20 protein-coding genes are annotated in these 25,580 nt (G+C 70.2%); 9 read left to right on the top strand and 11 right to left on the bottom strand.

The window, feature by feature from the left end; genetic code table 11:
* Nucleotides 1-47: 47 nt before the first annotated feature.
* From WMF44_RS04840 to WMF44_RS04830, 3 genes are all read right to left on the bottom strand, one after another.
* Nucleotides 48-1,382 carry a nucleotide sugar dehydrogenase gene (locus tag WMF44_RS04840; protein WP_437297943.1) on the bottom strand — a complete coding sequence of 445 codons (1,335 nt, stop codon included), beginning with the start codon at nt 1,380-1,382 and terminating at the stop codon, nt 48-50.
* A gap of 233 nt (nt 1,383-1,615) precedes the next feature.
* Nucleotides 1,616-3,097: an oligosaccharide flippase family protein gene (locus tag WMF44_RS04835; RefSeq protein WP_437297942.1), complete on the bottom strand. Its 1,482-nt coding sequence runs from the start codon at nt 3,095-3,097 to the stop codon at nt 1,616-1,618.
* 2 nt (nt 3,098-3,099) lie between these two features.
* Nucleotides 3,100-3,711: a polysaccharide biosynthesis/export family protein gene (locus WMF44_RS04830; RefSeq protein ID WP_012233507.1), complete on the bottom strand. Its 612-nt coding sequence runs from the start codon at nt 3,709-3,711 to the stop codon at nt 3,100-3,102.
* Between the two features lie 272 nt (nt 3,712-3,983).
* On the opposite strand from WMF44_RS04830, the gene WMF44_RS04825 reads away from it, so the two are divergent.
* The 4 genes from WMF44_RS04825 to WMF44_RS04810 all read left to right on the top strand — a co-directional run bounded on the left by WMF44_RS04825 (nt 3,984) and on the right by WMF44_RS04810 (nt 9,359).
* Nucleotides 3,984-5,339, top strand: coding sequence for a 3-dehydroquinate synthase (locus tag WMF44_RS04825; RefSeq protein WP_437297941.1), 1,356 nt, complete (start codon nt 3,984-3,986; stop codon nt 5,337-5,339).
* Nucleotides 5,336-6,730, top strand: coding sequence for a metabolite traffic protein EboE (gene eboE / locus WMF44_RS04820; RefSeq protein ID WP_437297940.1), 1,395 nt, complete (start codon nt 5,336-5,338; stop codon nt 6,728-6,730). The genes WMF44_RS04825 and eboE overlap by 4 nt, the downstream gene beginning before the upstream one ends.
* Nucleotides 6,730-7,611 carry a UbiA family prenyltransferase gene (locus tag WMF44_RS04815; protein WP_437297939.1) on the top strand — a complete coding sequence of 294 codons (882 nt, stop codon included), beginning with the start codon at nt 6,730-6,732 and terminating at the stop codon, nt 7,609-7,611. Before eboE ends, WMF44_RS04815 begins: the two co-directional genes overlap by 1 nt.
* Before the next feature lie 83 nt (nt 7,612-7,694).
* Complete coding sequence (locus WMF44_RS04810; RefSeq protein ID WP_437297938.1) at nt 7,695-9,359, top strand: hypothetical protein; 1,665 nt, start codon at nt 7,695-7,697, stop codon at nt 9,357-9,359.
* Nucleotides 9,360-9,435: 76 nt separating this feature from the next.
* Here WMF44_RS04810 and WMF44_RS04805 read toward each other — a convergent pair whose 3' ends face one another.
* The 4 genes from WMF44_RS04805 to WMF44_RS04790 form a co-directional block, all read right to left on the bottom strand.
* Entirely contained in the window at nt 9,436-10,809 is a 1,374-nt protein-coding gene (locus tag WMF44_RS04805; RefSeq protein WP_437297937.1) for an alkaline phosphatase family protein, read from the bottom strand.
* A 10-nt stretch (nt 10,810-10,819) separates the two neighbouring features.
* A complete protein-coding gene (locus tag WMF44_RS04800; RefSeq protein WP_437297936.1) occupies nt 10,820-11,704 on the bottom strand; it encodes a TatD family hydrolase in 885 nt (294 codons plus the stop codon).
* 23 nt (nt 11,705-11,727) lie between these two features.
* Nucleotides 11,728-12,486 carry an EboA domain-containing protein gene (locus WMF44_RS04795; RefSeq protein ID WP_437297935.1) on the bottom strand — a complete coding sequence of 253 codons (759 nt, stop codon included), beginning with the start codon at nt 12,484-12,486 and terminating at the stop codon, nt 11,728-11,730.
* Nucleotides 12,487-12,583: 97 nt separating this feature from the next.
* Nucleotides 12,584-12,973: a hypothetical protein gene (locus tag WMF44_RS04790; protein WP_437297934.1), complete on the bottom strand. Its 390-nt coding sequence runs from the start codon at nt 12,971-12,973 to the stop codon at nt 12,584-12,586.
* Between the two features lie 28 nt (nt 12,974-13,001).
* On the opposite strand from WMF44_RS04790, the gene WMF44_RS04785 reads away from it, so the two are divergent.
* From WMF44_RS04785 to WMF44_RS04775, 3 genes are all read left to right on the top strand, one after another.
* On the top strand, nt 13,002-14,066 hold the full coding sequence (locus tag WMF44_RS04785) for a PQQ-dependent sugar dehydrogenase (protein WP_437297933.1): 1,065 nt from the start codon (nt 13,002-13,004) through the stop codon (nt 14,064-14,066).
* Nucleotides 14,067-14,157: 91 nt separating this feature from the next.
* Nucleotides 14,158-16,014 (top strand): MYXO-CTERM sorting domain-containing protein, encoded by a 1,857-nt coding sequence (locus WMF44_RS04780; protein ID WP_437297932.1) that lies wholly within the window; start codon nt 14,158-14,160, stop codon nt 16,012-16,014.
* Nucleotides 16,015-16,182: 168 nt separating this feature from the next.
* The gene (locus WMF44_RS04775; RefSeq protein ID WP_437297931.1) at nt 16,183-16,944 is read left to right on the top strand and encodes a YdcF family protein; all 762 of its coding nucleotides are present in this window, start codon (nt 16,183-16,185) and stop codon (nt 16,942-16,944) included.
* A 17-nt stretch (nt 16,945-16,961) separates the two neighbouring features.
* Here WMF44_RS04775 and WMF44_RS04770 read toward each other — a convergent pair whose 3' ends face one another.
* From WMF44_RS04770 to WMF44_RS04760, 3 genes are all read right to left on the bottom strand, one after another.
* The gene (locus WMF44_RS04770) at nt 16,962-18,086 is read right to left on the bottom strand and encodes a glycosyltransferase family 2 protein (RefSeq protein ID WP_437297930.1); all 1,125 of its coding nucleotides are present in this window, start codon (nt 18,084-18,086) and stop codon (nt 16,962-16,964) included.
* Between the two features lie 116 nt (nt 18,087-18,202).
* Entirely contained in the window at nt 18,203-20,557 is a 2,355-nt protein-coding gene (locus WMF44_RS04765; protein ID WP_437297929.1) for a peptidylprolyl isomerase, read from the bottom strand.
* Nucleotides 20,558-20,559: 2 nt separating this feature from the next.
* Nucleotides 20,560-21,105, bottom strand: coding sequence for a YdcF family protein (locus WMF44_RS04760; RefSeq protein WP_437297928.1), 546 nt, complete (start codon nt 21,103-21,105; stop codon nt 20,560-20,562).
* 451 nt (nt 21,106-21,556) lie between these two features.
* Between WMF44_RS04760 and WMF44_RS04755 the strand changes: the two genes are divergently transcribed.
* Entirely contained in the window at nt 21,557-22,390 is an 834-nt protein-coding gene (locus WMF44_RS04755) for an MBL fold metallo-hydrolase (RefSeq protein ID WP_020733205.1), read from the top strand.
* 89 nt (nt 22,391-22,479) lie between these two features.
* Here the strand turns inward: WMF44_RS04755 and WMF44_RS04750 are convergent, their stop codons facing one another.
* On the bottom strand, nt 22,480-23,307 hold the full coding sequence (locus WMF44_RS04750; protein WP_437297927.1) for a sigma-70 family RNA polymerase sigma factor: 828 nt from the start codon (nt 23,305-23,307) through the stop codon (nt 22,480-22,482).
* A 379-nt stretch (nt 23,308-23,686) separates the two neighbouring features.
* Between WMF44_RS04750 and WMF44_RS04745 the strand changes: the two genes are divergently transcribed.
* A complete protein-coding gene (locus WMF44_RS04745) occupies nt 23,687-25,570 on the top strand; it encodes a S41 family peptidase (RefSeq protein WP_437297926.1) in 1,884 nt (627 codons plus the stop codon).
* The last annotated feature ends 10 nt before the right edge of the window (nt 25,571-25,580 follow it).

Raw genomic sequence — 25,580 nt, 5'->3', positions numbered from 1 at the left:
TGGCGTGCGACGCCTGTCCGCGCCGCTCGGGGCACCCTCGCCCTCCGTCAGGCCTTGACCACCTTGGGGTTCGCCGCGCGGTAGACGCCACGGGCGTCGACGATCAGGGCGGCGTTGTTCAGCACCAGATCGTAATCGACGACGGAGTGGTCGGTGACGATCATGACCGCGTCGTGGCTCTTGAGCGTGTCCTCGTTGAGGGGGACGGACGAGAGCTCCGGCAGGTGCGGCCAGGTGCGCATGCGCGGCAGCTTGGGCACGTGCGGGTCGTGGAAGCTCAGCACGGCCCCGAGCTTGCGCAGGAGCTCGATGATCTCGAACGCGGGGCTCTCGCGCGGGTCGTCGATGTCCTTCTTGTAGGCGACGCCGAGCAGCAGGACCTTCGTGCCCTTCAGCGCCTTGCCGCGCTCGTTCAGCGCGAGCTGGAGCTTGTTGACGACGTAGTGCGGCATCTCGACGTTCACCTCGCCGGCGAGCTCGATGAACTTGGTGGACACGCCGTACTCGCGCGCCTTCCACGCGAGGTAGAACGGGTCGAGCGGGATGCAGTGGCCGCCCCAGCCCGGGCCGGGGTTGAACCGCATGAAGCCGAACGGCTTGGTCGACGCGGCGTCGAGCACCTCCCAGACGTCGATGCCCATGGCGTCGTAGACGACCTTGAGCTCGTTCACGAGGGCGATGTTGATGGCCCGGAAGATGTTCTCGGTCAGCTTCGCCGCCTCGGCCGCGCGCGCCGAGGAGACGGCCACGACGCGCGCGATCGCCTGCGAGTAGAGCGCCTGCGACAGGACCAGCGACGCGCGATCGACGCCGCCGACGACCTTCGGGATGGTCGCGGTGCTGTGATCGCGGTTGCCCGGGTCCTCGCGCTCGGGCGAGAAGGCGAGGTAGAAATCCTGCCCCATGCGCAGGCCCGATTGCTCGAGGATGCCCTTGACGAGCTCATCGGTCGTGCCGGGATACGTGGTGGACTCGAGGACGATGAGCTGCCCCTTCCGCAGCTGCTCCTTGATCTTCTGGGCGGAGCCGACGACGTAGCTCATGTCGGGCTCCCGCTGGGCCGTCAGCGGGGTCGGGACGCAGATCAGGATGGCGTCGGGCTCACCGAGCCGCGAGAAGTCCGTCGTCGCCTCCAATAGGCCCGTCTTGGCTGCCGCCGCGATGCGCGCGGGATCGAGGTGCTTGATGTAGCCCTTCCCCTCGCTGAGCGCGGTGACCTTCGCCGGGTCCACGTCGAAGCCCAGCACGCGGAAGCCCTTCTCGATGAACGTGAGCGCCAGCGGCAGGCCGACATAACCCATGCCGATGATGCCCACCTGGGCTTCGCGGGAGTTGATCTTGGCCAGGAAGCTCTCGACCGCAGGGGGATGCGTCTCTGCCATTTCCTTTTATCTCCAGTGGTGGACGGGAGCCGCCATGCGGATCCCGACCCAGTTTCGAAGAGAGGGGCCCGACGCTACCACAGGCCCCCCAATTTCGCTCGAGTGTCGCGTGGGGCCCCAACGCTCGGAGGGGAAAGGTGCTCCTCGTTGCGGTTCGCACGCTCGTTGCGCCTGTTGCGTTCGTTGCGCTCGTCACGCTCGTCACGCTGGGTCCGTGACCTTCAGGAAACGCCTTATCGACGGCGGCGGATCGCTTCGCGGGCGAGCTGGAGGAAGTCCCGTGATGCCTGGCGCGCGATGACCAGCGCGGAAGCGACGAAGGCGAGCCCGCCGACCACCACCTCTGCGCCAAGGCGGCACCCGCGGGGCAGGTCGTGGAGCGACCGCATCCCGTAGCGAACGGCGAGCACCGCGGCGACCATCGGCATGCACGCGACGAGCGGGCGGACCAGCGGGCGCAGGAGCCGCATGTACGGGACGCCATCGGCGCGCTTGACCACCCAGAGGCTCGCCAGGGCGTGCACCCCGAACGCGACGCCGACGCCGGCGCAGGCCCAGAGCACGCCGCCGATCGTTCCGAGCAGCGCGATGCTGCCGACGATCGCGGCCACCTTGAGCCACTCCAGGACCATGATCGTCCGCGTCCGGCCGTAGACCTGCATGTACGAGGACAGGACCCAGCCGATCGGGCGCGTGACGCCGAGCGCGGACAGCACGGCGAGGAGCGGGCCGGCCGGCTCCCATGCCTCGTTGAAGAACGTGTCGTTCAGGATGGTCGGGGCGACCGCGCCGAGGCCCACGGCGAGCGGGAAGATGATGAGCGCGAGCAGCGTGAGCGCGCGGACGAGGGCCGCCTTGCGCTGCTCCGGCTCGAGCTTCGCGAACGACGGGACGAGCACGTCGCCGATGCGCTCACCGACCTGGGAGGCCGGGATGTCGGCGAGGTTCCACGCGAGGTTGTAGAGCCCGCCGACTTGCTCCCCGAACAGGCGGATCATGACGAGGTTGTCCCACTTGGAAGCCCCGAAGTTCGCCAGCGACCCGAAGTTGAGCGGGATGCCGAAGGCGAACAGCTCGCGCGCCTTCTCGCGCGACAGCGGGCTCGGCGTCAGCCACTCGGCGAGCTTCACCGCCGGGACCGTGGTCACCACGCGCACGACGGCGCGCAGGAGCGTCGCCACGACGATGGCGTTTCCCCCCCAGCCGAGCACGGCGAGGGAGACGGACGCCGCGGTGTAGGTGAGCTCGCCGGCGGCGTTCCGGAGGCTGACGCTGCGAAAGCGCATCTCGCGGATGAGCAGGCGATCGGGGACGTACCAGATCCGATCGATGATCATCGCGAGGATGAGCCCCGGCATGAACTCGAGCATCCCGGGCGCGCCGACGAGGTGCACCGCGATCGGCTCCCGGAAGAGGTATACGGCGGCGATGGCGACGAGGCCCGCCACGTGGAAGTAGACGGTCGCGTTGAAGACCATCTGGCGGTCGAGGTGGGGCCTCGACGCGATGAACTGGCCGGTCCCGAGGCTCGACATGAAGTGCGCCGTCATGATCACGACGGACGCTGCCGAGACCTCGCCGTACACATCCGGCGCGATGAACCGGGTGAGCACGAGGGTGCCTATCAGGCCGAGCACGCGCGAGCCGAGCCCGGTCGCGATCGTCCAGACCGCGCCGAGGACGGCCTTCCGGGCAAGCGCGGAGGAGCCGGCCACGATCAGGGCACGAAGACGGTATCGCCGGCCTTGAGCACGAGGTCCTGCTCGGGCCGCTTGCGCGAGGCGATTTCGTCGTAGTTGATGGGGATGTGCCGGAATTTGCCCGGGCTATCCATGCGGATGAGCAGGATCTGATCCGTCGAGGCGAACTGGTTGGGACCGCCGGCGAGCGCGAGCGCCTCGGAGACGGAGACGAAGTAGTTGGAGGCGAAGATGCCGGCGCGCGCGACGTTGCCGCTGACCACGAACCGGTAGCTGTTGATCCCGGTCACGGCGACGGTGATCACGGCCGTCTCGTCCTTCACGAACTCGGAGAGCCGCTTCTTCAGCTCCTCGCGCACCTGGGTCGGGGTCCTGCCGGCCACGTAGACGTCGCCGATGAGCGGCATCGTGATGACGCCATCGGCCCGGACGAGCGCCTCGCTCGACAGGTCGGCCATGCGCCAGACGTTGATCCGGATCTGGTCCCCCACCCCGATCGTGTATTCATGCTTACGCGGGTCGTACTCCTTCGCGTAGTTCGCGGGATTGTAGACGTACGTGGGCGCGCACCCGGCGGAGAACGCGGCGAGGGCGAGCCCTGCCGCTGCCGTCAGAAGCACTCCTCGCATGAAGGACCGTTTCGTGGGACGGGCTGTGCCTTCCATGGGCGTCTGCATTGAGGAGGATGTCAGGCGGTACGGGGTTGCGATCGCGCGGCGATCACGGGGCGATCACGGGGAACGAGGTGAACTCGGCCGTAAGGCGGCGCGATTCACCGAGCGGCGCCAGCATTGCAGGAAGGCCGTCCGCCGCCAAGGGGAAGTTTTCGTGCCGCGGCAAGACGCGGGATCCTCGCGAGGAACCAACTTGACGGGCCGATGACCTCTCTCGAAAGTCGGCTTTGATGCTGCTTCATCTGCAACGGATCGCGGTCCCCTTCGAGTACCCCGTCTACTTCACGGAGGGCGTCTTTTCGCCGAGCAACGCCGACCTGGCGGCCGCCATCGCCGCGAAGGAGCCGCGCCGGCGTCACCGCGTGCTGCCGGTGATCGACGGCGGCGTCGCGGCGGCGTGGCCGTCTCTCGCGGACGACATCGCGCGGTACGTGGGCGCGCGACCGGACCTGCTCACGCTCGCGGCCGAGCCGATCGTTGTGCCCGGCGGCGAGGCGGCGAAGAACGACGGCGCGGCGACGGCGGCGCTGCAGGCGAGGCTCGACGCGCTGGGGATGGATCGGCAGTCGTTCGTGATGATCGTCGGAGGCGGCGCGGTGCTCGACATGGTCGGCTACGCGGCGGCGACGGTGCACCGAGGCGTCCGGGTCGTGCGGATCCCGACCACGGTGCTCGCGCAGGCCGATTCCGGGGTCGGCGTGAAGAACGGCGTCAACGCGTTCGGGAAGAAGAACCTGCTCGGCACGTTCGCCCCGCCGTTCGCGGTGCTCATCGATCCGCGCTTCCTGGAGACGCTGCCCTTGCGCGACAAGGTGGCGGGGATGGCGGAGGCGGTGAAGGTCGCGCTGATCCGGGACGCGCGGCTGTTCTCGTGGCTGTCCGAGCACGCGCCCGCGCTCGCGTCGGGGTCGCTCGCGCCGCTCGCGCAGCTCGTGCGCCGCTCGGCGGAGATCCACCTCCAGCACATCGCGAGCGCGGGCGACCCGTTCGAGCTCGGGAGCGCGCGGCCGCTCGACTTCGGGCACTGGGCCGCGCACAAGCTGGAGTCGCTCACGAAGCACAGGCTCCGCCACGGCGAGGCGGTCGCGATCGGGATCGCGATCGACACGCTGTACGCCGAGCTGGCGGGCATGTGCAGCCAGGCGACGGCGGCCGCGGTGGTCGCGGCGCTCGAGGCGCTCGGCTTCACGCTGTGGGACGACGCGCTCACGATGACGCGCACGTGCGAGAGGGGGGAGCGGGGCGAGCGGCTCTGCGTGCTCGATGGGCTGGACGAGTTCCGCGAGCACCTCGGCGGGGAGCTCACGGTGACGTTGCTCGAGGACGTGGGGCGCGCCCGCGAGGTGCACGCGATGGAGGAGCGGCACATCGTCGCGGCGATCGCGCGGCTGCGCGAGCGCGCCGGGAGGCGGGACGCGCTCGCGGCGAGCGGCGCGACGGGAGCGGCGGGCGCGGCCACGGCAGCGGCGGGCGCGGCCACGGCAGCGGCGGGCGCGGCCGCGGCAGCGGCGGGCGCGGTCACGGCAGCGGCGGGCGTGGCCACAGGAGCGGCGGGCGTGGCCACGGGAGCGGCGCAATCATGAGGCTCGCGTGCGCGGGCGCGCCGCACCTCACGTACTGCACGAACATCCACGCGGGCGAGACGTGGGCGGAGGTGAAGCAGAGCCTCGAGACGCACCTGCTCGCGATCTGGTCGCGCGCGGCCGACGGGGAGGAAGGGGCGCTGCGCGGAGGAGGCGGCACCGGGGCGGAGGGCCTCGGGCCGAGCGCGCGCCGCCGGTGCGGGGTGGGGCTGCGGCTCTCGGCGAGGGCGGCGGCGGAGCTCGCCGAGCCGGCGGAGCTCGACGCGTTCCGCGATTTTCTCGAGCGGAACGGCCTCTACGTGTTCACGCTGAACGGCTTCCCGTACGGCCGGTTCCACGGCGCGCCGGTGAAGGAGCGCGTGTACCTGCCCGACTGGCTCGACGAGGAGCGGCTCGCGTACAGCGATCTCCTGGCGACGCTCCTGGCCGAGCTGCTGCCGGCGGACGAGGGCCTGATGGGCAGCGTCAGCACGGTGCCCGGCGCGTTCAGGCCGCGGGTGCGCACGCCGGGCGACGCGACGGCGATGGCGCGGCGGCTGGTCGAGCACGCGGCGCACCTCGTCGAGATCCGCCGCCGCACGGGCAAGCACATCGCGCTGGCCCTCGAGCCGGAGCCGTGCTGCTTCCTCGAGACGACGCCCGAGGCGATCGGCTTCTTCACCGATCACGTGTTCGCGCCGGAGCGTGCGCGCGAGCTGTCGGCGCTGGCCGGGATGAGCCTGCCGGACGCCGAGGAGGCGCTCCGGAGCCACCTCGGCCTCTGCTTCGACGCGTGCCACATGGCGGTGGAGTTCGAGGACGCCCCCGCGTCGCTCGCGGCGCTCCGCGCTGCGGGCATCGGCTTGCACAAGGTGCAGCTCAGCGCCGGGCTGCGCGCCCGCGTGGCGGAGCGCGATCCGGCGACGATGGCGAGGCTGCGCGCGTATGCGGAGGACGTCGTCTACCTGCACCAGGTGGTCGAGCGGCGTGGGGGCCCAGGCGGGGGCGAGCTCGTCCGCTACCTGGATCTGCCCGAGGCGCTGGCGGCGCTCGACCGCGGGACCGCATCGCCGCCCGCGGCGGAGCCGGAGGAATGGCGAGTCCACTTCCATGTGCCGATCTTCCGGGAGCTCGCGGGCGCGCTCGCGACGACGCAGCCGGAGCTGGCGGCGCTGCTGTCGCACCTGCGAGACTCGCCGGCGACGCAGCACCTCGAGGTAGAGACCTACACCTGGGATGTACTGCCGGACGACCAGCGCCGAGGCGGGCTGGTCGAGGCGGTGGCAAGGGAGCTCCGCTGGGTGGAGGAGCGGATGGTGGATAACGGAAGCGTGGGCGCCGGCGTCGGCGAGGGCAGAGGCGTCGGCGCGAGCTCCGGTGGCCGAGCGGACAGCCGAGCGGGGGCAGAGTGATGAGCTCGCGCGCACGGGTGTACCTGCGGCTTGGCCGCGTCTCGAACCTGCCCACGGTGTGGACGAACGTGCTCTGTGGCATGGCCCTGTCGGGGTCTGCGCCACGAGCGTCAGAAGTGGCGCTGGTGGGGTTCGCGGTGTCGCTGATGTACGTGGGCGGCATGTTCCTGAACGACGCGTTCGACCGGGAGATCGACGCGCGCGAGCGGCCCGAGCGGCCGATCCCGTCCGGGCTGGTGAGCGCCCGCGAGGTGTTTGCGGTCGGCTACGGCCTGCTCGGGGCGGGGGTGTTGATGGTGGGCGGCCACGCCTATGTGGCGAACCGGGGAATGGCGCCCGCCCTGGCGAGCGCGCTGCTCGCCGGCGCGATCGTGCTTTACGATGCCTGGCACAAGGGGAACCCGCTGAGCCCGGCGCTGATGGGGGCGTGCCGCGTGCTGGTCTATGTGACGGCCGCGCTCGCGGCGGGGGGACAGCTCGGGAGCGCGGTGCTCGCCGGGGGGGTGGCGCTGCTGTTCTATTTGATCGGGCTGACCGCGATCGCGAAGCAGGAGAACCTGCTGGCGGTGCGCAGCCTGTGGGCGCTCGGCTTCATGGCGGTCCCGTTCCTCGCGACGCTCGGCGCGCCGCTCACGGGGATGATGGGGACGATCGCGTACGGGGCGCTCGCTGGCTGCGTGATCCACGCGGTGAGGTTGCTGCGGGGGACGCGAAAGGATCGCATCCCGCGCGCCGTGGTGACGCTCATCGCAGGGATATCGCTGCTGGACGCGGTGCTCATCGCGAGGAGCGGCGCGCCGGGCGCCGGCGGCGCGGCGGCGCTGGCCATGCTGGGATTTCCGCTGACGCTGGTGATGCAGCGTGTGGTGAGGGGGACGTGAGAGCGCGCCGACAAGGACATCCATGCCTCGCTGCATCGCGCCACACGAGAGACAGTAGGTTGAACCCCTGGAGAGACGAAGACATGACATTACCTCGTGCTGGAATGTTGCAAGGCGGCCTCCTCGCGCTCGTCCTCGCCGGGTCCGGGTGCGGGCTCCTCCTCGGACTCGACGATTTCGACGACGCGCCTGCGCCAGGCGGCCAGGGAGCCGGCGGGAGCGGCGGCGCGGACACCTGCCCTCCTGACAAGACGGAGCAATGCTATAGCGGCCTACCTGGAACAGAGAAGGTGGGTCTATGCCGCTCCGGTACACGGACGTGCGACAGCGGCGGCGAAACATGGAGCGCCTGCCAGGGCGAGGTGGTGCCGCAGCAGGAGAGCTGCGCCTCCAGTGAAGACGAGAACTGCGACGGGTTTGATTGCGGACTCTGGGTCCGGACGACCGAAGCACCGAACAACAAATCGCGCATCAACTCGATAGCCATCGACAACCAAGGCAACATAACCATAGCTGGATCGTTCACAGAAACGATACAGTTCGGAGCCGAGCCGCTCGTCGGCCCAGCGCAAAACGACCCCTCTGCTCTTGACGCGTTCATCGTCTCGCTCGACAGCGCAGGAAAACATCGCTGGAGCCACCAGTTCAGCGACCCGACGAACCAGGAGGCGACGTCTGCGTGCGTCGATGGCGCTGGGAACGTCATCATCGCAGGAGTCAACAGCGGCAGAATCAACCTCGGCAAGGACGACATAGGCCCGGGAGTATTCGTCGCAAAATTCGACAGATCCGGCACACACGCATGGAGCAGCGGCATCGAAGGCTCTCCGGTAGGCGACTCAGGCTTCCTTGCGGGCGCTCCAAAGGTCGCGTGCACCCCGGATGGCGACGTGATCCTCGCGGGCCATTTCGCTGGCACCCTCCAGCTCGGCAAAGCGGAGTTTACCACTCATCCCGCGGACGCGTATGATATCTACGTTGCGAGGCTGGACGGAGATACCGGCTCATCCAACACGACGGACGGCGGATGGGTCCAACGGTTCACGAGCCAGGGGCACGACACCCTGGCGGGCGTCGCCGTCCATTCGAACAACAGCATCGTCATCACTGGAAATTTCGCCCAGAGGATCGAGTTCGGCAATCTCTCGCCAACAACCGCCAAGGGGATGTTCCTGACCCATCTCGACAGGACGGGGAAGCCTACCTGGGTGCGCGGCTTCGCCAACGCTGAGCCGACCGCACTCGCCATTGACACGCTCGGCAACATCTCTGCAACAGGGGCCTACGAACATCCCACCAACTTCGGCGGAGGGGACTTGCCGGAGTGGAGCCAAATGGCATTCGCAGCGCAGTTCAATATCGCAGGAAACCATAGATGGAGCCGAGGTTTCATCGGTGGGATCAAGACGTCGAGCATCAGCACGGACGCCGCCAATGACCTGCTCATACTCGCCACCGTCATGCACGACGTAACAATCGATGAAAACGAGATAATATATGTGTCCGAGTTTCCTTCCCCGATGACGATCAAGCTGGCCCCCGAGGGGAGGACGGTGTGGCGAAAATGGTTCCCCGTTCAGCCGATAGGCGTGGGGGAGGCAAGGGCCGCAGCGACGGATCCCAAGGGAGAGAGCGTCATCTCTGGGCGAGGAATAGATAGCGCGGGCCAAGGCGCGAACATCGATTTCGGAGCCGCACCACAGCCGATAGGAGACCACTCTCTCTTCATCGCGAAGCTCGGCAAGTGAACGTCATCGTGCAAGAACCTGCCGCGAGGATCTCGCCGCCAGCCGAGCGCCCGGTATAGGCCTCGTGGGAGAGCGGTCAATCGAATATGTGGCGCAGGACAATCTCTTTGATGTCCACTGCGCGGACGCTCGTGCCGGTCAGCAGCGACGCTTCGGTCGACGCGACGAGCGGCCCCTCTCCGGCGTGCTCGTTTAAACGACCATGTGAGCCTTTGACGAGAGCAGCGTCCAGCGGGATGACATCCATTAGGTAACGAAACCCTAGCTTCTTCTGGAGCAGCCTCCGCGCGACGCGCACCCGCGGGACACGCAGGTTGGAGTCGACGAAGAGCTCCACGGGATCGTAGCCTGGCTTGCGGTGGATATCGACCGTCCTCGCATACTCAGGGGCCTTGCTGTCGTCCATCCAGTAGTAATAAGTGAACCACCGATCCCTCCTAGCGACGGCGACGAGCTCACCTGATCTCGAGTGCTCCAACCCCGCGGCGTGCTTGCCCTCCCTGTCAAGGACGAAGTCCACCCCCTGCAGCCTCTCGAGCAGACCCTTCACCTCGCTGACACGCTCCGCGCGCCGCACGTAGACGTGCGCAACTTGGTGGTCCGCCACGGCGAACGCCTCGGAGCCCCCTGCGTCGAGCTTCTCCAGGCCACGTTCGACCCGCACTCGGAGCAACCCCTGTACACGTAGCTCCCGGTTGATATGCACGGCGCCGGTGACAGGCATGATGCCGTACTCGGAGAGGACGATCACCCGCGCCCCATCCTTGCGCACATGATCGATCAGCTCCCCGCACACAGCGTCGACGGCTCTGAGATCCTTCTCGATGGACGGATCACCCGGGCCGAGCCGCTGCAGGTTATAGTCGAGATGCGGGAGATAGACCAACGTCAACGTCGGACGGCGCGTGTCATACACGTGGCGCGCGCATCGCGCGATCCACTCGGTGGATCGGATGTCCGCGTTCGGCCCCCAGAAGTTGAAGAGCGGGAACTCGCCCAGCCGAAAGACGAGCTCATCGCGCAGCGATGCCGGCTCCGTGTAGATGTCCGGCAGCTTGAGCCCGTCCGCCCAGTAGATCGGCCTCGGCGTCACCGCGTAGTCCGCCGAGCTGTACATGTTGTACCACCAGAACAGCTTGGCACAGGTGAACGTGGGGTCGCGCCGACGCGCAGCCTCCCAGATCTTCTCCCCCGTCACCAGCTGGTTCGCCTGGCGCCACAAATTCACCTCGGCGATATCGCGAAAGTACCAGCCGTTCGCGACGCAGCCGTGCCCGCTCGGGAGGAGGCCTGTCGTGAACGTCGACTGGACGGTGCATGTGACCGCCGGCAGCACGGTCTGAAGAGGGCGCATCACGCCCTCCTGAGCGAGCCGCTTCAGGTTCGGCGTCGCATCGCCCAGGAGTTCGCCGGTAAGCCCGACGACATTGAGAACGACAGTGCGGTGCATACCTGTTCTGTCAGCTCTTCACGACGGGAGCCTGCCCGCGCAAGACCGAGTTGCCCTCGAACAGGGCGCGCTGATCCACCGCGGGCGCTTCGCCGAACTCCGCGAGATCGAGCCGGCCGCTCTGGGAGAAGAAAGCGAGGGGGTTCTTCCAGACGATCCGCTCAATCACCTCGTCAGCGATCCCATTCTGGCGCATGCGCGCCGCCGTCTTCGGGACCTTGAGCGGATCGCTCACGCCCCAGTCCGCCGCGCTGTTGATAAGGATCCGTTCGGCACCGAATGTCTTGACCAGCGCGACCATCCGATCCTCGTCCATCTTGGTGTTGGGGTAGATGGAGTGGCCGGCCCAGCAGCCGGTCGCGAGCACGAGCGGCAGCGTCTCCTCGTTGTTATGATCGACGAGCACACGCTCTTCAGGGAACCGAAGCTCCCGCACCAGCGCGAGCGTCCGCTCCGTGCCCCGCTTTTTGTCGCGGTGCGGCGTATGCACCAGAATCGGAAGATCGTGCTCTCGGGCGAGCTCGACCTGCTGGGCGAAATACTTCTCTTCCTCCGGTGTCATGTCATCGAACCCGATCTCCCCGACCGCGACCACGCCTTCCTTGTCGAGATAGCGCGGCAAGAGATCAATGACGCCTTGCGCCACGCGAGGGTTGTTGGCTTCCTTCGGGTTGAGCCCCAGCGTGCAAAGGTGACGAATGCCGAACTGACTGGCCCGGAAACGCTCCCAGCCGAGCAGGGAGGTGAAGTAGTCCTCGAAGGTGCCGACATGGGTCCTGGGTTGACCAAGCCAGAACGCCGGCTCGAGGATGGCCACGATACCGGCCGCGGCCATCGCCTGGTAGTCGTCCGTCGTCCGCGATGTCATGTGGATGTGGGGATCGAATAGCTTCAAGAGTCCCTCCGCAGCGCGCCGCTTCACTCGGGAATCCGCGTCGCGCGCTCACGCTCGTGGTCCAGAGAGAGCAAGCCTATGTCGGCCGGAATGATCCGGCCAGCCGCCCTCCGTTCGCTCGCGAAGTCCTCCGCCATCCTGGCGAGCTCGCCCGATCGCCGTCGATCGAGCCCGATGATCCGGGCGAGCGCCACGCCCATGAACATGGCCTTGAGGACCAACTGGTTGAAGTTGAGATCGGGAAAATAGGCAGCCGGGTAGGGATTCTCGCAGGCGATCGCTTCGAAGATGGGCAGCTCGTTCGTTCGGCACGCCTCGACCGCGAGCGGAACGAAGCGCTCTGCCTCGGTCAAGAACGGCAGTGCCCGCAAGAGCGCCTGCCGCTCCCGGCCGTCTCCCTGCTCATAACAAACACGGAGCAGCGATTCGAGCTCCGGTGCGGGCAGGCGCCTCGAAACCTGCGCCAGCATCGTTACCCGGCCGAGCTCATCCAGCGCCCGGCCATCGATCACCCCGGCGACACCGGCAGCCTCCAGGGCATCCCGCTCGTCGGGGTGAAGCCCGAGCTGCCCCCTACCGAGCACGCGTACCGCCGCAGTGAACGTCGCGAGGAAGCGGTCGAGATCGAACCACGTCGATGACTCGCTCTCCCGCGCGTCGGGCGTGCCGCCGAGACCCGCACCGGTCCCGGTCACCCGTTCGACACGATCCAGCCAGGAGCGCGCCGCCGACGGAATCCGGCGCGATAGAATTCCAAACAGCAGTAGGGAAGCGTCTTGCATTGTAGTCATGCCCGCCGGTCCGGGCGTCTGCCGCAAGATGCCGACGTCGCCGAGCGGTGGAAAGTTATACCAAGGGGCGCGCTGTTCGGATAGTGTCCTACTGCATGATGGACCAGAAGCGTTTCCTTTTTCCTTTTATGCCCATCGCAGCCGCCCTTTTCGGGCTCGGCTTCACCCTGAATGGCTGCGGCGGTAGCGAGAGCGGCGCAGGCGGAGGAGGCGGGGGAGGATCCGGTCCCGGTACAACGGGCTCCGGCGGCGGCACCTCGACCGGCGCCCCCACGAGCAGCGGAACCGGCTCGGACACCAGCACCAGCACCAGCACCAGCAACAGCACCAGCAGCAGCGGCAGCACCAGCGGCCCGGGCACGACCACGAGCAACGGAGCCGGAGCCGGCCCTGCGACCAGCGCCGGATCCGGCGCCGGTGGGAGCGGGACGATCGACTGCGACGAGCCGGGCGGGACCGTGCCGCCGCTCCGGCTCACGGAGGTAGCAAGCGGCCTGGTTCGGCCCTTGTTCGTAACAAGCGAACCGGAAGATGCCAGTCGGCTCTACGTCGTGGGGAAGGGTGGAACAATCCATCTCATCAAGGGCGGTGAACTGCAGAGCGCTGCGTTCCTGGACATCACCGCGGATGTCTATCAATCTGGCGACCTGAAGGAAGAGCGAGGTCTCCTCGGGCTCGCGTTTCACCCGCAGTATGCGAGCAATGGAAGGTTCTTCGTTTACTACAACACGAGATCGCGAACGATCGCCCTCCGAGAGTTCAGGCGTTCAGAGTCCAATCCGGACCAGGCGGTGCCGCAGGTGGGGCAGGAGGAGCAGCAGCGAAACACGCTGTTCTCGTTCCCGGTGCTGGTCGGCAACCACAACGGCGGGATGCTCGCGTTCGGCCCCGATGGAATGCTTTTCGTAGGCGTCGGCGACGGCGGCGGGAGCACCTCCGACCCCGATCCGGACAACAATGGACAAAACATCGAGGTGAAGTACGCCAAGATACTTCGTGTAGACGTCGACAATCACCCCACGGCGCCGGCGGGCAACGTCCCCGGTGGAGACCCGTACGTGTGGGACTACGGCCTGCGCAACCCCTGGCGCTTCAGCTTCGACCGCTGCAGGGGTGATCTGTACATCGGAGATGTCGGTGGGCGCCTCTTCGAGGAAATCAACATCGAGCCGCGCGGCCAGGGCCACAAGAACTACGGATGGAGCGTCACCGAGGGAGGCACATGCCTTCAGGAGGACCAGGCAACCAGCTGCGACTCGCCGACGATCACGCCGCCCGTCTTCGCGTACGACCACGACAGCGGCGATGGCTCGGTGACAGGCGGCTATGTCTATCGTGGGAGCAGGATCCCCGCGCTTCGTGGGAAGTACCTGTTCGGCGACTTTGAAACGGACCGAGTCTGGATGCTCACCTGGAAGGACGGCGTCGCCACGCCCAGGAGCTCGCTCAGCCAAGACCTCGGTTCTGAGAACACCATCGAGGGCCTGGCCTCGTTCGGCGAGGATGCGGCGGGCGAGCTGTACATCGTATCCTACGGCGGGGGCAGCATCTTCCGGATCGATCCGGAATAGCTTGGCCCGCAGTCCGCAGGGACCAGCGGGGGTGTCCATCGCTGGTCACTGATTTCCGAAGAGAGCAGTTTACCAGATCTGGGTTCGAGCTATGCAGAAGACGCGGAGACTGGCGGTGGGTTGGGTGCTGACGCTCGGGCTGCTGAGTCACGATGCGGCAGCCGGGATCGATGACCTCAAGGGCACGACGGCAGACGACATGCCACGGTCGAACAACTTGGGCACCGCCGAGCGCTGCTCCGGCTGCCATCGAGCAGAGATCGAGGAGCACCGGGATTACATGCCCACCGACACGTGGGCGGGCACCATGATGGCCAACGCATGGCGCGATCCTGTCTTCAAAGCCGCTCTCGCGATCGCCAACCAGGACGCGCCGGGGGTCGGGACCTTCTGCCTGCGATGCCACTCTCCCGTCGGGTTCCTGAACGGGAGAGCGACGCCCCCGGATGGCTCTGCATTCGACCCCGAGGCGTCGGTCGATGGGAAGATCGTCGATGGTCAGGGTGTCAGCTGCAGCGTTTGTCATCGCGCGATGACGACGTCAGACCCTGAAGCCACGACATCGTACATCATCAGCAACGCTCAGCTCGTGTTCGACCACACCCCCGCGGCGGCTGGGTTCACAGCTACGCCCTTGGTATATGGCCCATATCCGGACGTCGAGTCTGAATCTCACCTTGGAGATGCAGCGCCCGCGCTGGGCGAATCCGAATTTTGCGGCCAATGTCATCAAGTCACCAATCCGGAGGTCATGCTGAGGGACGCGAGCGGAGTCCCCACCCTCATCGAGTTCCCGCTCGACACAACCTACGAAGAATGGGCCTCCAGTGACTTCCGCAATGGCGGTTCGAACGCTCAAAGTTGCGTCGATTGTCATATGCAGAGGAGGATCGGCGAGCTGCCTGTCGGCGAGCGCGGACCGCTTCGAACCAATCCGCGCGCCCACATCCTCGTCGGCGGCAACCACTGGGGCATCCAGGCTGTCATGGCGGCCGACCCGGCGCGCGCCGCGGAGTACGCCGACTCCTTCCAGCTCGCGCTCGACGGCACGCTCAAGAGCCTCGCCTCGGCCGCCTCGGTCACGCTCGTCGACGCCCCGCAGGAGGCCGCGCCAGGAGAGGAGATCGCCGTCACCGTCCGGGTCGAGAACCTCACCGGTCACAAGTTCCCGACAGGCTATGCGGAGAGCCGGCGCGCCTGGATCGCCGTGTTCCTCGTCGACGAGAACGGCGTCGAACGGCCGCTGCTCGGCGGCTACGACGCCGACACCGGCGAGATCCAGCACGAGCCGCCCACCCACGAGTACCGCGCCGTGCACGGGCTATGGAACAGCGAGGCGGGCGTGGGGGAGAAGGAGGAGCACCTCGCGCGCCACGACATGATCATCTCCGATACGCGCATCCCGCCGAAGGGCTTCGTCCCGTCGCGGACCACCCAGCCGACCCAGGAGATCGACTTCGCCGATGGGAACGGCGGATACCGCAACTACGACGAGGCGCGCTTCACGCTCACCGTCCCGGCCAACGCCTTCGGCAGGCAGACGCTCTCGGCGCGCGTATACTACCAGTCGATGACGAAGGAGTACATCGAGTTCCTGCAGGCAGAGAACCGCACGGACAGCACGGGAGACGACCTCCGGGCCATCTACGAGGCGACCGGCGAGGCGCCGCCCATCCTCGTCGCGGCCGATGACGCAGAAGCGCCGCTCGATCTCGGAGAGCCGCCCGCCAACGCCAGCAGCAGCAACGGCGCCGGCGGCAGCGGCACAGGCGGCAACGGCACCGGCGGCGAGAGCTCGGCCGGCGGCAGCGTCAGCCGCTCCAGCGACGACGGCGGCTGCGGCTGCCAGATGCCCGGCAACGCCCCCGACGGGTGGCTCCCCGCGGGCCTCGCCGGGCTCGCCCTCGCCGCCGCAACCAGGCGCCGGCGCACCCACCGGCGGCATTGAGCCTCGCTCCACAACGAACCGCCGCAAGCGCGCGTCGCTGCGGGGCGGACGATCCACGATCGGCTCCGTCCCGCCGCTTCACCTGGAGACGGGCCCTTTTTCGCTCGCATCGCCCCGCCGGCGCCTTCATAGAGTGAGCCCACCCAGCGCCTCACGGCGAGCCTCGCCTTGCCCATCTCCCGCCTCGTCGACCCCCTGCTCGTGCTCCTCGTCGCCGCGGGCGTCGGCCTCGCGCTCTCCGGCGGCGACTGGAGCTTCCGGACACGCGGGGCGAAGATCGGGCGGGCGCTCGCGTGGAGCGCCTGGCTCGCGCTGTGGCTCCTCTCCACGCCCTGGCTCTCCAGCGCGCTCGCGCGCCGGATCAGCACCGTGCCGAGGGACCTGCACGCGGAGCTCGCCGGAAGCTCACCCGAGCGGCGGGTCCTCGTCATCCTCACCGCCGGCATCGACGCCGACGAGTTCGGCGAGCCAGCCATGGAACGGCAGTCGGCGGCAGGCCTCGAGCGCGGCCTCGCCGCCGTGCGGGTCTACCGCGAGTACGGCTTCGGCCACGTCATCGTCTCGGGGAAGGACGCCCGAGGCGCGCCCACCCAGCTCGCCGGCGCGATGGCCGATCTGCTCGTGGAGCTCGGCGTCCCCAGGAAGAAGATCATCCTGGAGACCGAGTCGCGCGATACCCGAGAGAACGCCCTCCACTCCACGCGGATCGCCCGCGGCCTGTCGGCCGACGCCGTCGTGGTCGTGACCAGCGCGCTCCACATGCCGCGCTCCCTCCGCATGTTCGAGCGCGCAGGGCTCGACGTCCTCCCCGCGCCGGTCAGGTTCCAGTCGCTGCCGCCCGAAGGGCCTGAGCGGCTGCTGCCGGAGTCGCTCTCCCTCAGGCGGTCGCAGCGCGCCGTTCACGAGCTCGTGGGTCTCCTGGAGCCGTAGCCCCGGCGCGCCCCGCGCTACCAGGTGACCTTCTGCGAGCCCCGGAGGTATCGCCAGAGGCCGACCACCGCCGCCGCGTTCAGGACCACGAACGTCCGCGCGAGCGCGCCGAGCTTGCCCGCAGCGCCCCCGAGCGCCGCGAGCAGGTAGAAGGCCACCTGCCCGCCGAACAGCGCGCGCGCCGCGTAGAGCGTCCACGAGGCGTCGCCGCTCATCTCGGCGCCCATCCACGCGACCGTCGACGTGATCAGCAGCGCGACGAGCGCCCAGGGGCACACGAGGCGGAGCAGCTTGTGCGAGAAGATCTCGAACCAGGACGGGTTCCTGAACGGGACGAGGAGCGCCGGGAGCAGCGAAAAGAGCTGATAATTGCCGGCCAGCGTGCGCACCTTGCGGCCGAACTCGCGCTCGTCGCCGAAGGCGTCGTCGTACGCGATCGCGTCGGGAGCAAACAGGATCGAACGCCCCTCGAGGCGGAGCCGCATCGGCACCCACATGTCGTCGAGGATGACGCCCTCCGGGAGGTGGCTCATGTCGGCGCGGCGGATCGCATAGATGGGGCCGGTCACGCCCACCATGCTCCTGAACCGCCCTTCCTGGAGGCGGATCCAGTTCTCGTAACGCCAGTAAGCCCCCGACCCCGCCGACCCCTTCAGCACCAGGTTGCCAGAGACGCAGCCCGCGTTCGGATCGGCCAGGAGCCGCACGAGCGCGCGCAGCGCCCCGGGCACGAGCGGCTGGCGGATGTCCGTCATCAACAGCACCTCGCCCGTCGCGACCCCGAGCATCGTGTTCACGCCGATCGGCTTGCCACGACGCGCCTCGCTGACGATCACCTTCACCCGAGGATCGCGCTCGGCCAGCTGCCGCGCCACGAGCACGGTGTCGTCCGTCGAGCCGTCCGAGAAGAGCAGGACCTCCAGCTTGTCCTTCGGATAGTCGAGCGCGAGGAGGCTCTCGACCTTCGCCGGGAGATACGACGCCGCGTTGAAGACGGGAATGCACGCCGTCACCGTGGGGACGTAGTCCGGATCCTCCTTCCGCTGCGCAGGCCGGAGGCGCGCCAGGACGCCGATAACGATCGGGTACCCGAAGTAGGTGTACACGAGCACCGCGACGGCCAGAAAGGAGGCAATGACCACGCTAAACTGTAGAGCGCCGGTCGGGGGCGGTTGTCAACCGACATGGATGGCCACGCCGCGGCACGGCCGTTCACGTTACACGTGCACTTGCAACGCGCACGCGCACGCGCACGGGATCAGTTCTGCACCTTCACGCTCCGGATGATGTCCCCATCCGCGAGCGCAACCCACGGCCCGGCGGCGACGCCGACGGCCGCGTACTGGCCGTCGAGGTGCGGCGCGCGCGCGTGCATCACGAAGAGCTGGCTCGATCCGGTGTCGCGGCCGGCGAGCGCGACGCCGACCCGCAGCGGCTCGAACGCGACCGGCGACGTCTCGCAGCGCAGCGCCGGCCTGCCGGGCGGACCTCCGGCGCCGTCGCCGAACGGCGCGCCGAACTGGGTGACGAAGCCGGGCACCACGCGATGGACGATCTTGCCGTCGTAATAGCCGGAGCGCGCGAGATCGACGAAGCGGGTCACCGCGATCGGCGCGAGCGCAGGGTCGAGCGTCATCGTGAGCTCGCCGGCGTCCGTGTCGAAGATCAGCACCGCCGGCGCGCGCACGAGCGCGGAGGCCTCGGCCGGCACCTCGCCGACCGGCGGCGCGACGGCCGGCCGCCCCGCCGCGCCCGCGTCCCCCGGCAGACCGGCGTCGCACGCGATCTTGCGGCCCCTGAGCACGCCGAGCGCCGTCCCGGCGCGCGCCCGCGTCGTGGGGTGGCTCGATCGGCAGAGCTGCTCCAGGCGAGCCTCCGCCGGCTTGAGCGCCAGCGCCCCCACCGCGTCGACGACCGCGCCGATCAGCTCCGGATCGTCGCGCGCGCCCGGGCGGTCGAGGATCGCGAGCAGCGCGGCCTCGATCGCCGGCGACGTGACCGCCGCGAGGGCGTCCTTCTCGTCGCTCCGCTTCCTGCGCTTCCGCTTCCCCGGCGCCTCCGACGCGCGCTGGGGCTGCCGCGCGATGACCTCCGCCGCGGCGGCGACGAGGCCCGGCTCCTCCGCGGCGAGCGCCTTCGCGAGCAGGTCGGGCGCGCCGGCGATCTCCTCGTGCGCGGCGATGAGCTCGATCGCGGCCTCCCGCGCGCGCAGATCGCCCGACGCGGCGTACGCGCGGAACGCGGCGAGCCGCGCGCCCGTGATGGCGTCGCGGCCGATCACCTCGACGACCGCCCGGGCGCCGATCGGGCCGCGCACCGGCGCGCCTGCGTCCGGCTTGCTCCCCGGCTCCGCCGGCGCCGTGACGTCACAGCCGAGCAGCAGCGGATCGCGGTAGTCCCCGCCCGCGAGGAGCCGGGCCGCGCCGCAGCGGAGCCACGCGACGCGGCGGAGGATCGCCGCGGGCGCGCTCGGCGGCGGCGGCAGGGCGGCGAGATCGCGGAGCGCCTTGCGCGCAGCGCCCGCGGATCCGAGCGCGTCGAGCGCGGTGAGCAGCACGCCGAAGTCCTCGCTCACGAGGCCCGTGAGCGCGATCGGGTCCGCGCTCGGGGCGAGCGCGGCGACCGCGTCGGCGAGGGCGCGCTGGCCGGGCGGGCCGAGCCGCTTGAGGGCGCGCGCGGCCTCGGCGCGCTCGCTCGCGGTGAACACCCCCTTCGCGGAGAGGACGCGCGCGAGCTCGGAGGCGGCCGCCTCCCCTGCCCGGCCGAGCGCGCGCACCGCGAAGAGCCGCGCGTCGGAGGCCTCCGCGAGCCGCGCGGTCGCGACGTCGCGGATGCGGGGGATGACCGTGAGCGGGACGTGCTCGAGGCGCCCGATCGGGTAGAGCGCCTCGGGGACCGGCGGGCTCGCCGCGCTCCCCGAGGCGAGGTTGAGCAGCGCGACGAGCGTCTCCTCGCGCAGCTTGAGCTTGATCGCGGCGAGATCGCCGAGCGCGTACGCCGCGTGGATCGCGCGCTCGCGCGGGCCGCCGAGCCACGCGACCAGCGTCGGCTCCGACGCCTCCGCGCCGCACCGCCCGATGGCGCGGGCGAGCGCGCCGCCCGCGTCGAGCGGCGGCGCCCCCGCAGCGGCGCCGCCGCCCGGCGCCGCCGCGGACGCGGACGCGGCGGCGCTCGCCGCGGACGCAGCGGGGCTCGGGCGGGCGTCGCGGGCGAGGGCGCGCGCGACGAGCGCCGAGACCGCCTCGGCCTCGCGCTCCTTGCACGAGAACCCGAGGCCGTAGGCGGCCCACGCGACCACCTCGTCGTCCTCGTCGGCGAGCGCCCGCGTGAGCCCAGGCCACGCCGCGTCTCCGCCGATGCGCGCGAGGGCCCGCGCGGCGGCGCGCCGCACGCCGACGTCGCGGCTCTGCTGGTCCGCGGGGCTCACCTCCAGGGCGGCGCGGCGCTGCTCGGCCGCGAGGAGGGCATCGAGCCGCCCCGCCGCCCCGGCGCTCGCGGCCGGCGCCGCCGCGGAGCTCCCGGCGTCGGGCGCGGGGCCCGGCGCCGGCTGCCCGGTGCAGGCGGAGAGGAGCAGCGCGAGGACGAGGAGCGGAGAGGAGCGCCTTCTCGGCATGATCACGGTTCACCCTCACGAGCGGCGTCGAGCAGCCAGGCGGCGCTCTCGCTGAGGATCCGCCTGCGGCGCATCGCGCGCGCGTCGAGCCACATCGAGACCACCTCGTGACCGCGCTGCCATGCGCGCGCAACCACCGGCTCGCCCACGCGCGACGCCGGCAGCCCGCAAGCGTCGATCCCGACGTCGTGGAAGTTCTGGAGAGCCCTGGCCATGTGCCAGGAGCAGGTGACGATCGCCGCGCGCCGCGCGCCCACGCGGCGCAGGAGGGCCGCGCTGAAGATCGCGTTCTCGTGCGTCGTCAGCGACCAGAGATCTTGAAGGATCGCGTGCGCCGGCACGCCGGCGCGCCGCAGCTCGGCGGCGAGCACGCGCGCCTCGACCTGCGCGCCCCAGCGGCGCCCGCCGCTGGCGATCACCCACGGCGCGACCCCGGCGCGGTAGGCCTCCGCGGCGCGCGCCGCGCGGCGCGCGCCGGGGGCCGCCGGACGCCCGGAGGGAAACACCCTGCAGCCGAGGACGACGATGGCGTCCGCGTGGAGCGGCATGCGACCGACCATAGCCCATCGGCCGCGGCCTCCGCGTGCCCGCTGCGCGCGATCGTCCTGCCCTCCCGCTGCCGCCCGCGGGCCGCGCCGCTCCGATGCCCGCGCCGCCCGCAGGCCGACCTGTGGCCGCCACCTGCGCCCCCCACCCCGCCGCCCGCGCCTCTGCCCCGCCACCAACCGCCTCCGCCCCGCCACCAACCGCCTCCGCCTCGCCGCCAACCGCCTCCGCCTCGCCGCCGCGCGCTCCCGGCCCCCCAGCGGCAGGCCGCGCCCGCCGCTGGGCCCGCAACCTATCCCCTGACTACATTGGCGCCTTGGCCCTGCTTCCCCGGCCAGGTCTCCACGTCTGCGACCTTCCTTGCTCCCGGTGCACCAGGCGGCTTGACGCTGCCCGCGCTCGGAATCTAATAGCTCTACCTTGAAACGGGCGGGGTTCAGCGAGCGAGGCAGGATGCGGATCAAGATGTGGGGGGTTCGCGGAAGCATCCCCACGCCCGGTGCAGGCACGGTCGAAGTAGGCGGCAACACGAGCTGCTATGAGATTCGTGCCGGCGAAACGCTGGTCATCCTCGATGGCGGGACGGGGCTCCGTCTCCTCGGCCAGGAGCTGGTCAAGGAGATGCCCTTCGAAGCCTGGATGTTCTTCAGTCATGTGCACTGGGATCACATCCAGGGGTTCCCGTTCTTCACGCCCGCGTTCGTGCGCGGGAACAAGATCCATCTCTACGGTGGCCTCAACGTCTCCCGGACGCTCGAGGAGACGCTGGCCGGGCAGATGGACTACCCGAGCTTCCCGGTGCACCTCACGGAGATGGGCGCGGCGATGACCTTCCGCGACCTCTACGAGGGCGAGGTGGTCACGATCGGCCCGAACGACGATGTGCGCGTGACCAACGCGCGCGGCAACCACCCGAACGGCGTGTACGCGTACCGCGTCGAGCACGAGGGCAAGGTCGTCGTGTACATCACCGACTCCGAGCACTACGCGATCGTGGATCCGAAGCTGAAGAAGCTCGCGATGGGCGCCGACGTGCTGATCTTCGACGCCATGTACACGCCCGAAGAGTACGCGGGCGAGGTCGGCGGCGGCCCGAAGACGGGCTGGGGTCACGCCACGTTCGTCGCGGGCTGCGAGCTCGCGAAGGCGGCGGGCGCCAAGCAGCTCGTCCTGCACCACCACGATCCCAACCAGACCGACGCGATGGTGCGCGAGAAGGAGATGCGCGCCCGCGAGCTCTTCCCGAACACCATCGCCGCGCGCGAAGGCACGGTCATCGAGATCTAGCGCGACGCCTCGCGAGGCTCGAGGCGGCAAGGAGCAGCGCGCGCGAGACGCGGCGCTGGAGCGCGCCGCGTCTCGCTGCCACGCGCGCCTCAGGCGCTCTTGGCCATGGGCTCGCGGGTGATCTCCTCGATGCGCGCGCGCATCCGCTTCTTGGCGCGCTCCTCGATCTGCCGCACGCGCTCCTTGCTGACGCCGAAGTCGGCGCCGAGCTGCTCGAGCGTCACGGGGCTGTCCGTCAGCCAGCGCTGGTTCATGATGGAGCGCTCGCGGGGCGACAGCTCGTTCACGACCTGGAGCAGCGCGCGCGAGAGCTGCGCGCGCTCGTCGGCGTCGCAGGCCTCGTCCTCCGGCGTGTGCGCGCTCGACGCGAGCCGCTCCACCGGAGCTACGCCGTCCTCGGTCGGAGAGCGCTCCAGGCTGACGTCGCGCGCCATGAGCAGCGGCAGCAGCTCGGCCGCCCGCTCCTCCGACAGGCCGCTCAGCTCCGCGAGCACCGCCGGGTCCTTCTCGTGCGTCTTGCGGTAGATGCGCAGCGCGCGCCGCTCGCTCTTCGACGACCCGAGGCGCACGATCCGGTACCCCCGCGCCACGTGCTCGCGGATCTCCGCCCGGATCCAGTAGGCCGCGTACGTCGCCAGGCGGCAGCCGCGGTCCGGATCGAAGCGCTCCGCGGCCTTCAGGAGGCCGATGTTCCCCTCCTGCACGATGTCCTCCATCGGCAGCCCCCAGCGGCGGTACTCGAGCGCGATCGTCATCACGAAGGGCAGACACGCCTCGATGAGGCGCCGGCCAGCGTCCCGGTCACCAGCTCGCCAGCGGAGCGCGAGTTCCCGCTCGGCCTCCGGGCTCAGGGTGGCGTAGTTCGCGAGCTCTGTACGATAAGCCGAGAATGCCGCACGATCCCAGGTGGCGCTCATGATCTCTCCGCTCTCCCACCGCGCGCCGATCAAGGAGGGCTTGCGAGCCCCTGCGGGCCGGCGGGCGGCACCGGGGCAGATGCAGGCGTGATGCCGGGATTGACCCTAGGAAATCGCCTTTTTTTGCGCTGGAATGCGCAACGTGTTCGGATCCCTCGACGGAAGCGAAAGCTTTGCGGGAAAGCGGAGGAGCACGAATGCGCAGCGCTGAGCCCAGATCCACAGCGCACGAGCGGCGAACGAGGCGGACGAGGTGCGCGCCGAGGCCCCGGGCCGCGGGCGACGGCGCCGCCCGCGCGGCGCGCGCGCTCGCTCTCCGCGCGGACGCCGCCGCGGTCGCCCCTGCCCCCGCGCGCCGCATCGTGATATCCGGGGAGCAGTGAGGACGCGCGTCGCGGGCTCCGTCGCGTGCATCGCCGCAAGCCTGGCGACGCTCGCCTTGCTCTCGCGCGAGGCGGAGATCCCCCTCGCGAGGGCGCGGCGCGGGATCGCGCGGCCCTTGCTCCACACCGTCGCGCCGGACGACGAGGAGATCGACGGCGCCGGCTGCGACCCGAACGCCCTCGACCGCGGCATCGCGGTGCCGACAGGGGCGCCGACGTCGCTCGGCTGCGAGCAGGCCCGCGCCATCGTGGCCCAGGCCCGCACCACGCTGGCCGCTCCGCCGCTCCGCGTCGATCCCGCAAAGTTTGCCGAGGCGACCTCCGACTGGCTGGATCCGCACGGGCTGTGGTCGGTCGCCCCCGACACGCCCGTGGGCGCCTCGCTGCAGCGGGAAGCCGCCGCGCTCCTGGACGAGCTGCAGGCGCCCGTGGGCAGCGGGCCGTGCGCGGCGGCGCTGCGCGTCGGGCAGGAGCTCGCCCGGTGGTCGCGCGAGCTCGAGGGGCTCTTCGATGACGGCTACCGGCGCGGCCTGGCCAGCCCGCCCGCGACCCACGCCGCGGCGTGGCAGCTGGTGTCGTCGGCGCCGTTCGAGGACGGCGCGGTGACGCGCAGCGCCCGGGACCTCGCGCGCAAGCTCGGCCGGGAGGTCGGCGGGCTGCGCGCGCATGTCGGGGAGCCGCTCGCCCGGTACGCCGACGCCGTGCGCGAGCGGGCGGCGCCCTCGATGAGCGAGGACGGTTGGGCGCGCACGGTGATCGCCGCCGCGGTGCGCGCCTACGTGCCCCAGCTGGACGCCCACGGCGCCTGGGCGCCGCTCGAGGAGGAGGTCTCCATCTACGATCTCGACCTCGAGGCGCACCCGCCGGCCCGGCTCTGGCAAGAGATGACGCGCACCGCGATCGGGGTGCGCATCGACCGCGGCGCGCTCGCGCCGCTCGAGGACGGGGACGTGGTGATCCGGATCCAGGATCTGCCGATCTCCGGCATGAGCGTCGAGCAGGCCGAGCAGCTCGCCGTGCTGTCCGACGTGCACCCCGGGGCGACCGCTCGCGTGACGCTGCTGCGGCGCGGGGTCGCGGCGCCCCTGGAGCTGACCGTGGCGCCGCGCCCGGTCGGGCCGCAGCCGGCCGAGGCGGCGCCCTCGGAGCTGCCGCTCGATCTGGTGCGCTACGGGGACGGCAAGATCGCGGTGATCGCCATCCCCGACGTGCCCGACGACCTCGGGGATCGGGTCGCGGCGGCGCTCCTCCGCGCGCGCGCGCAGGGCGACACGCGGGGCGTGATGCTGGACGTGCGCGCGAACGGCGGCGGCTCGACCGACGGCGCGATCGCCGCGCTCGGGCTGTTCCTGCCGGGCGTACCGCTGTTCCCGATGCGGCGCCGCGACGGCGGCGTCGAGGTGGAGCGCTCGCCCGACGTCCCGGAGGAGCGCGGGTGGAGCGGGCCGCTCGCGGTGCTCGTCGACGGCGACTCCGCGAGCGCGGCGGAGATGATCGCCGGCGCGATCGCCAGCTACCGGCGCGGCGTGATCATCGGCGATCGGACGTACGGCAAGGGGTGCGCTCAGGAATACCTCGACGACGACGCCCACGTCGGCGTGCTGCGGCTCACGACGCTCCTCTACGCGCTCCCCGACGGCGCGCCGGTGCAGAAGGTGGGCATCGTGCCGCAGGTGCAGCTGTCGCTGCCGGCGACGAGCGAGCGAGAGGCGCGCGTGGACCGGGCGCTCGGCCCGTGGCGAGGCCCCGACGTGCGCGATCTGCACCGCGTGCGCGACGTGCCCTGGCCGGCGCACGCAGGGCGGGTAGGGCCCTGCCGCGACGAGACGGTCTGCCGCGCGCTGCGGTCGCTCGGCGCGGTGCGCGCGGCAGCGCGCTGACGCGCGTGCG

Source organism: Sorangium sp. So ce426, assembly GCF_051475585.1.
GTDB classification, from domain to species: Bacteria; Myxococcota_A; Polyangia; order Polyangiales; family Polyangiaceae; genus Sorangium; species Sorangium cellulosum_B.
This window is presented reverse-complemented; position numbering and strand designations above follow the sequence as displayed.

What these genes read in the sequence shown, in the direction of transcription:
- WMF44_RS04750 (WP_437297927.1), bottom strand. Translation starts at nt 23,307, where the DNA reads ATGAGCGCCACCTGGGATCGTGCGGCATTCTCGGCTTATCGTACAGAG.
- WMF44_RS04840 (WP_437297943.1), bottom strand. Translation starts at nt 1,382, where the DNA reads ATGGCAGAGACGCATCCCCCTGCGGTCGAGAGCTTCCTGGCCAAGATC.
- eboE (WP_437297940.1), top strand. Translation starts at nt 5,336, where the DNA reads ATGAGGCTCGCGTGCGCGGGCGCGCCGCACCTCACGTACTGCACGAAC.
- WMF44_RS04810 (WP_437297938.1), top strand. Translation starts at nt 7,695, where the DNA reads ATGACATTACCTCGTGCTGGAATGTTGCAAGGCGGCCTCCTCGCGCTC.
- WMF44_RS04780 (WP_437297932.1), top strand. Translation starts at nt 14,158, where the DNA reads ATGCAGAAGACGCGGAGACTGGCGGTGGGTTGGGTGCTGACGCTCGGG.
- WMF44_RS04830 (WP_012233507.1), bottom strand. Translation starts at nt 3,711, where the DNA reads ATGCGAGGAGTGCTTCTGACGGCAGCGGCAGGGCTCGCCCTCGCCGCG.
- WMF44_RS04765 (WP_437297929.1), bottom strand. Translation starts at nt 20,557, where the DNA reads ATGCCGAGAAGGCGCTCCTCTCCGCTCCTCGTCCTCGCGCTGCTCCTC.
- WMF44_RS04755 (WP_020733205.1), top strand. Translation starts at nt 21,557, where the DNA reads ATGCGGATCAAGATGTGGGGGGTTCGCGGAAGCATCCCCACGCCCGGT.
- WMF44_RS04805 (WP_437297937.1), bottom strand. Translation starts at nt 10,809, where the DNA reads ATGCACCGCACTGTCGTTCTCAATGTCGTCGGGCTTACCGGCGAACTC.
- WMF44_RS04795 (WP_437297935.1), bottom strand. Translation starts at nt 12,486, where the DNA reads ATGCAAGACGCTTCCCTACTGCTGTTTGGAATTCTATCGCGCCGGATT.
- WMF44_RS04760 (WP_437297928.1), bottom strand. Translation starts at nt 21,105, where the DNA reads ATGCCGCTCCACGCGGACGCCATCGTCGTCCTCGGCTGCAGGGTGTTT.
- WMF44_RS04815 (WP_437297939.1), top strand. Translation starts at nt 6,730, where the DNA reads ATGAGCTCGCGCGCACGGGTGTACCTGCGGCTTGGCCGCGTCTCGAAC.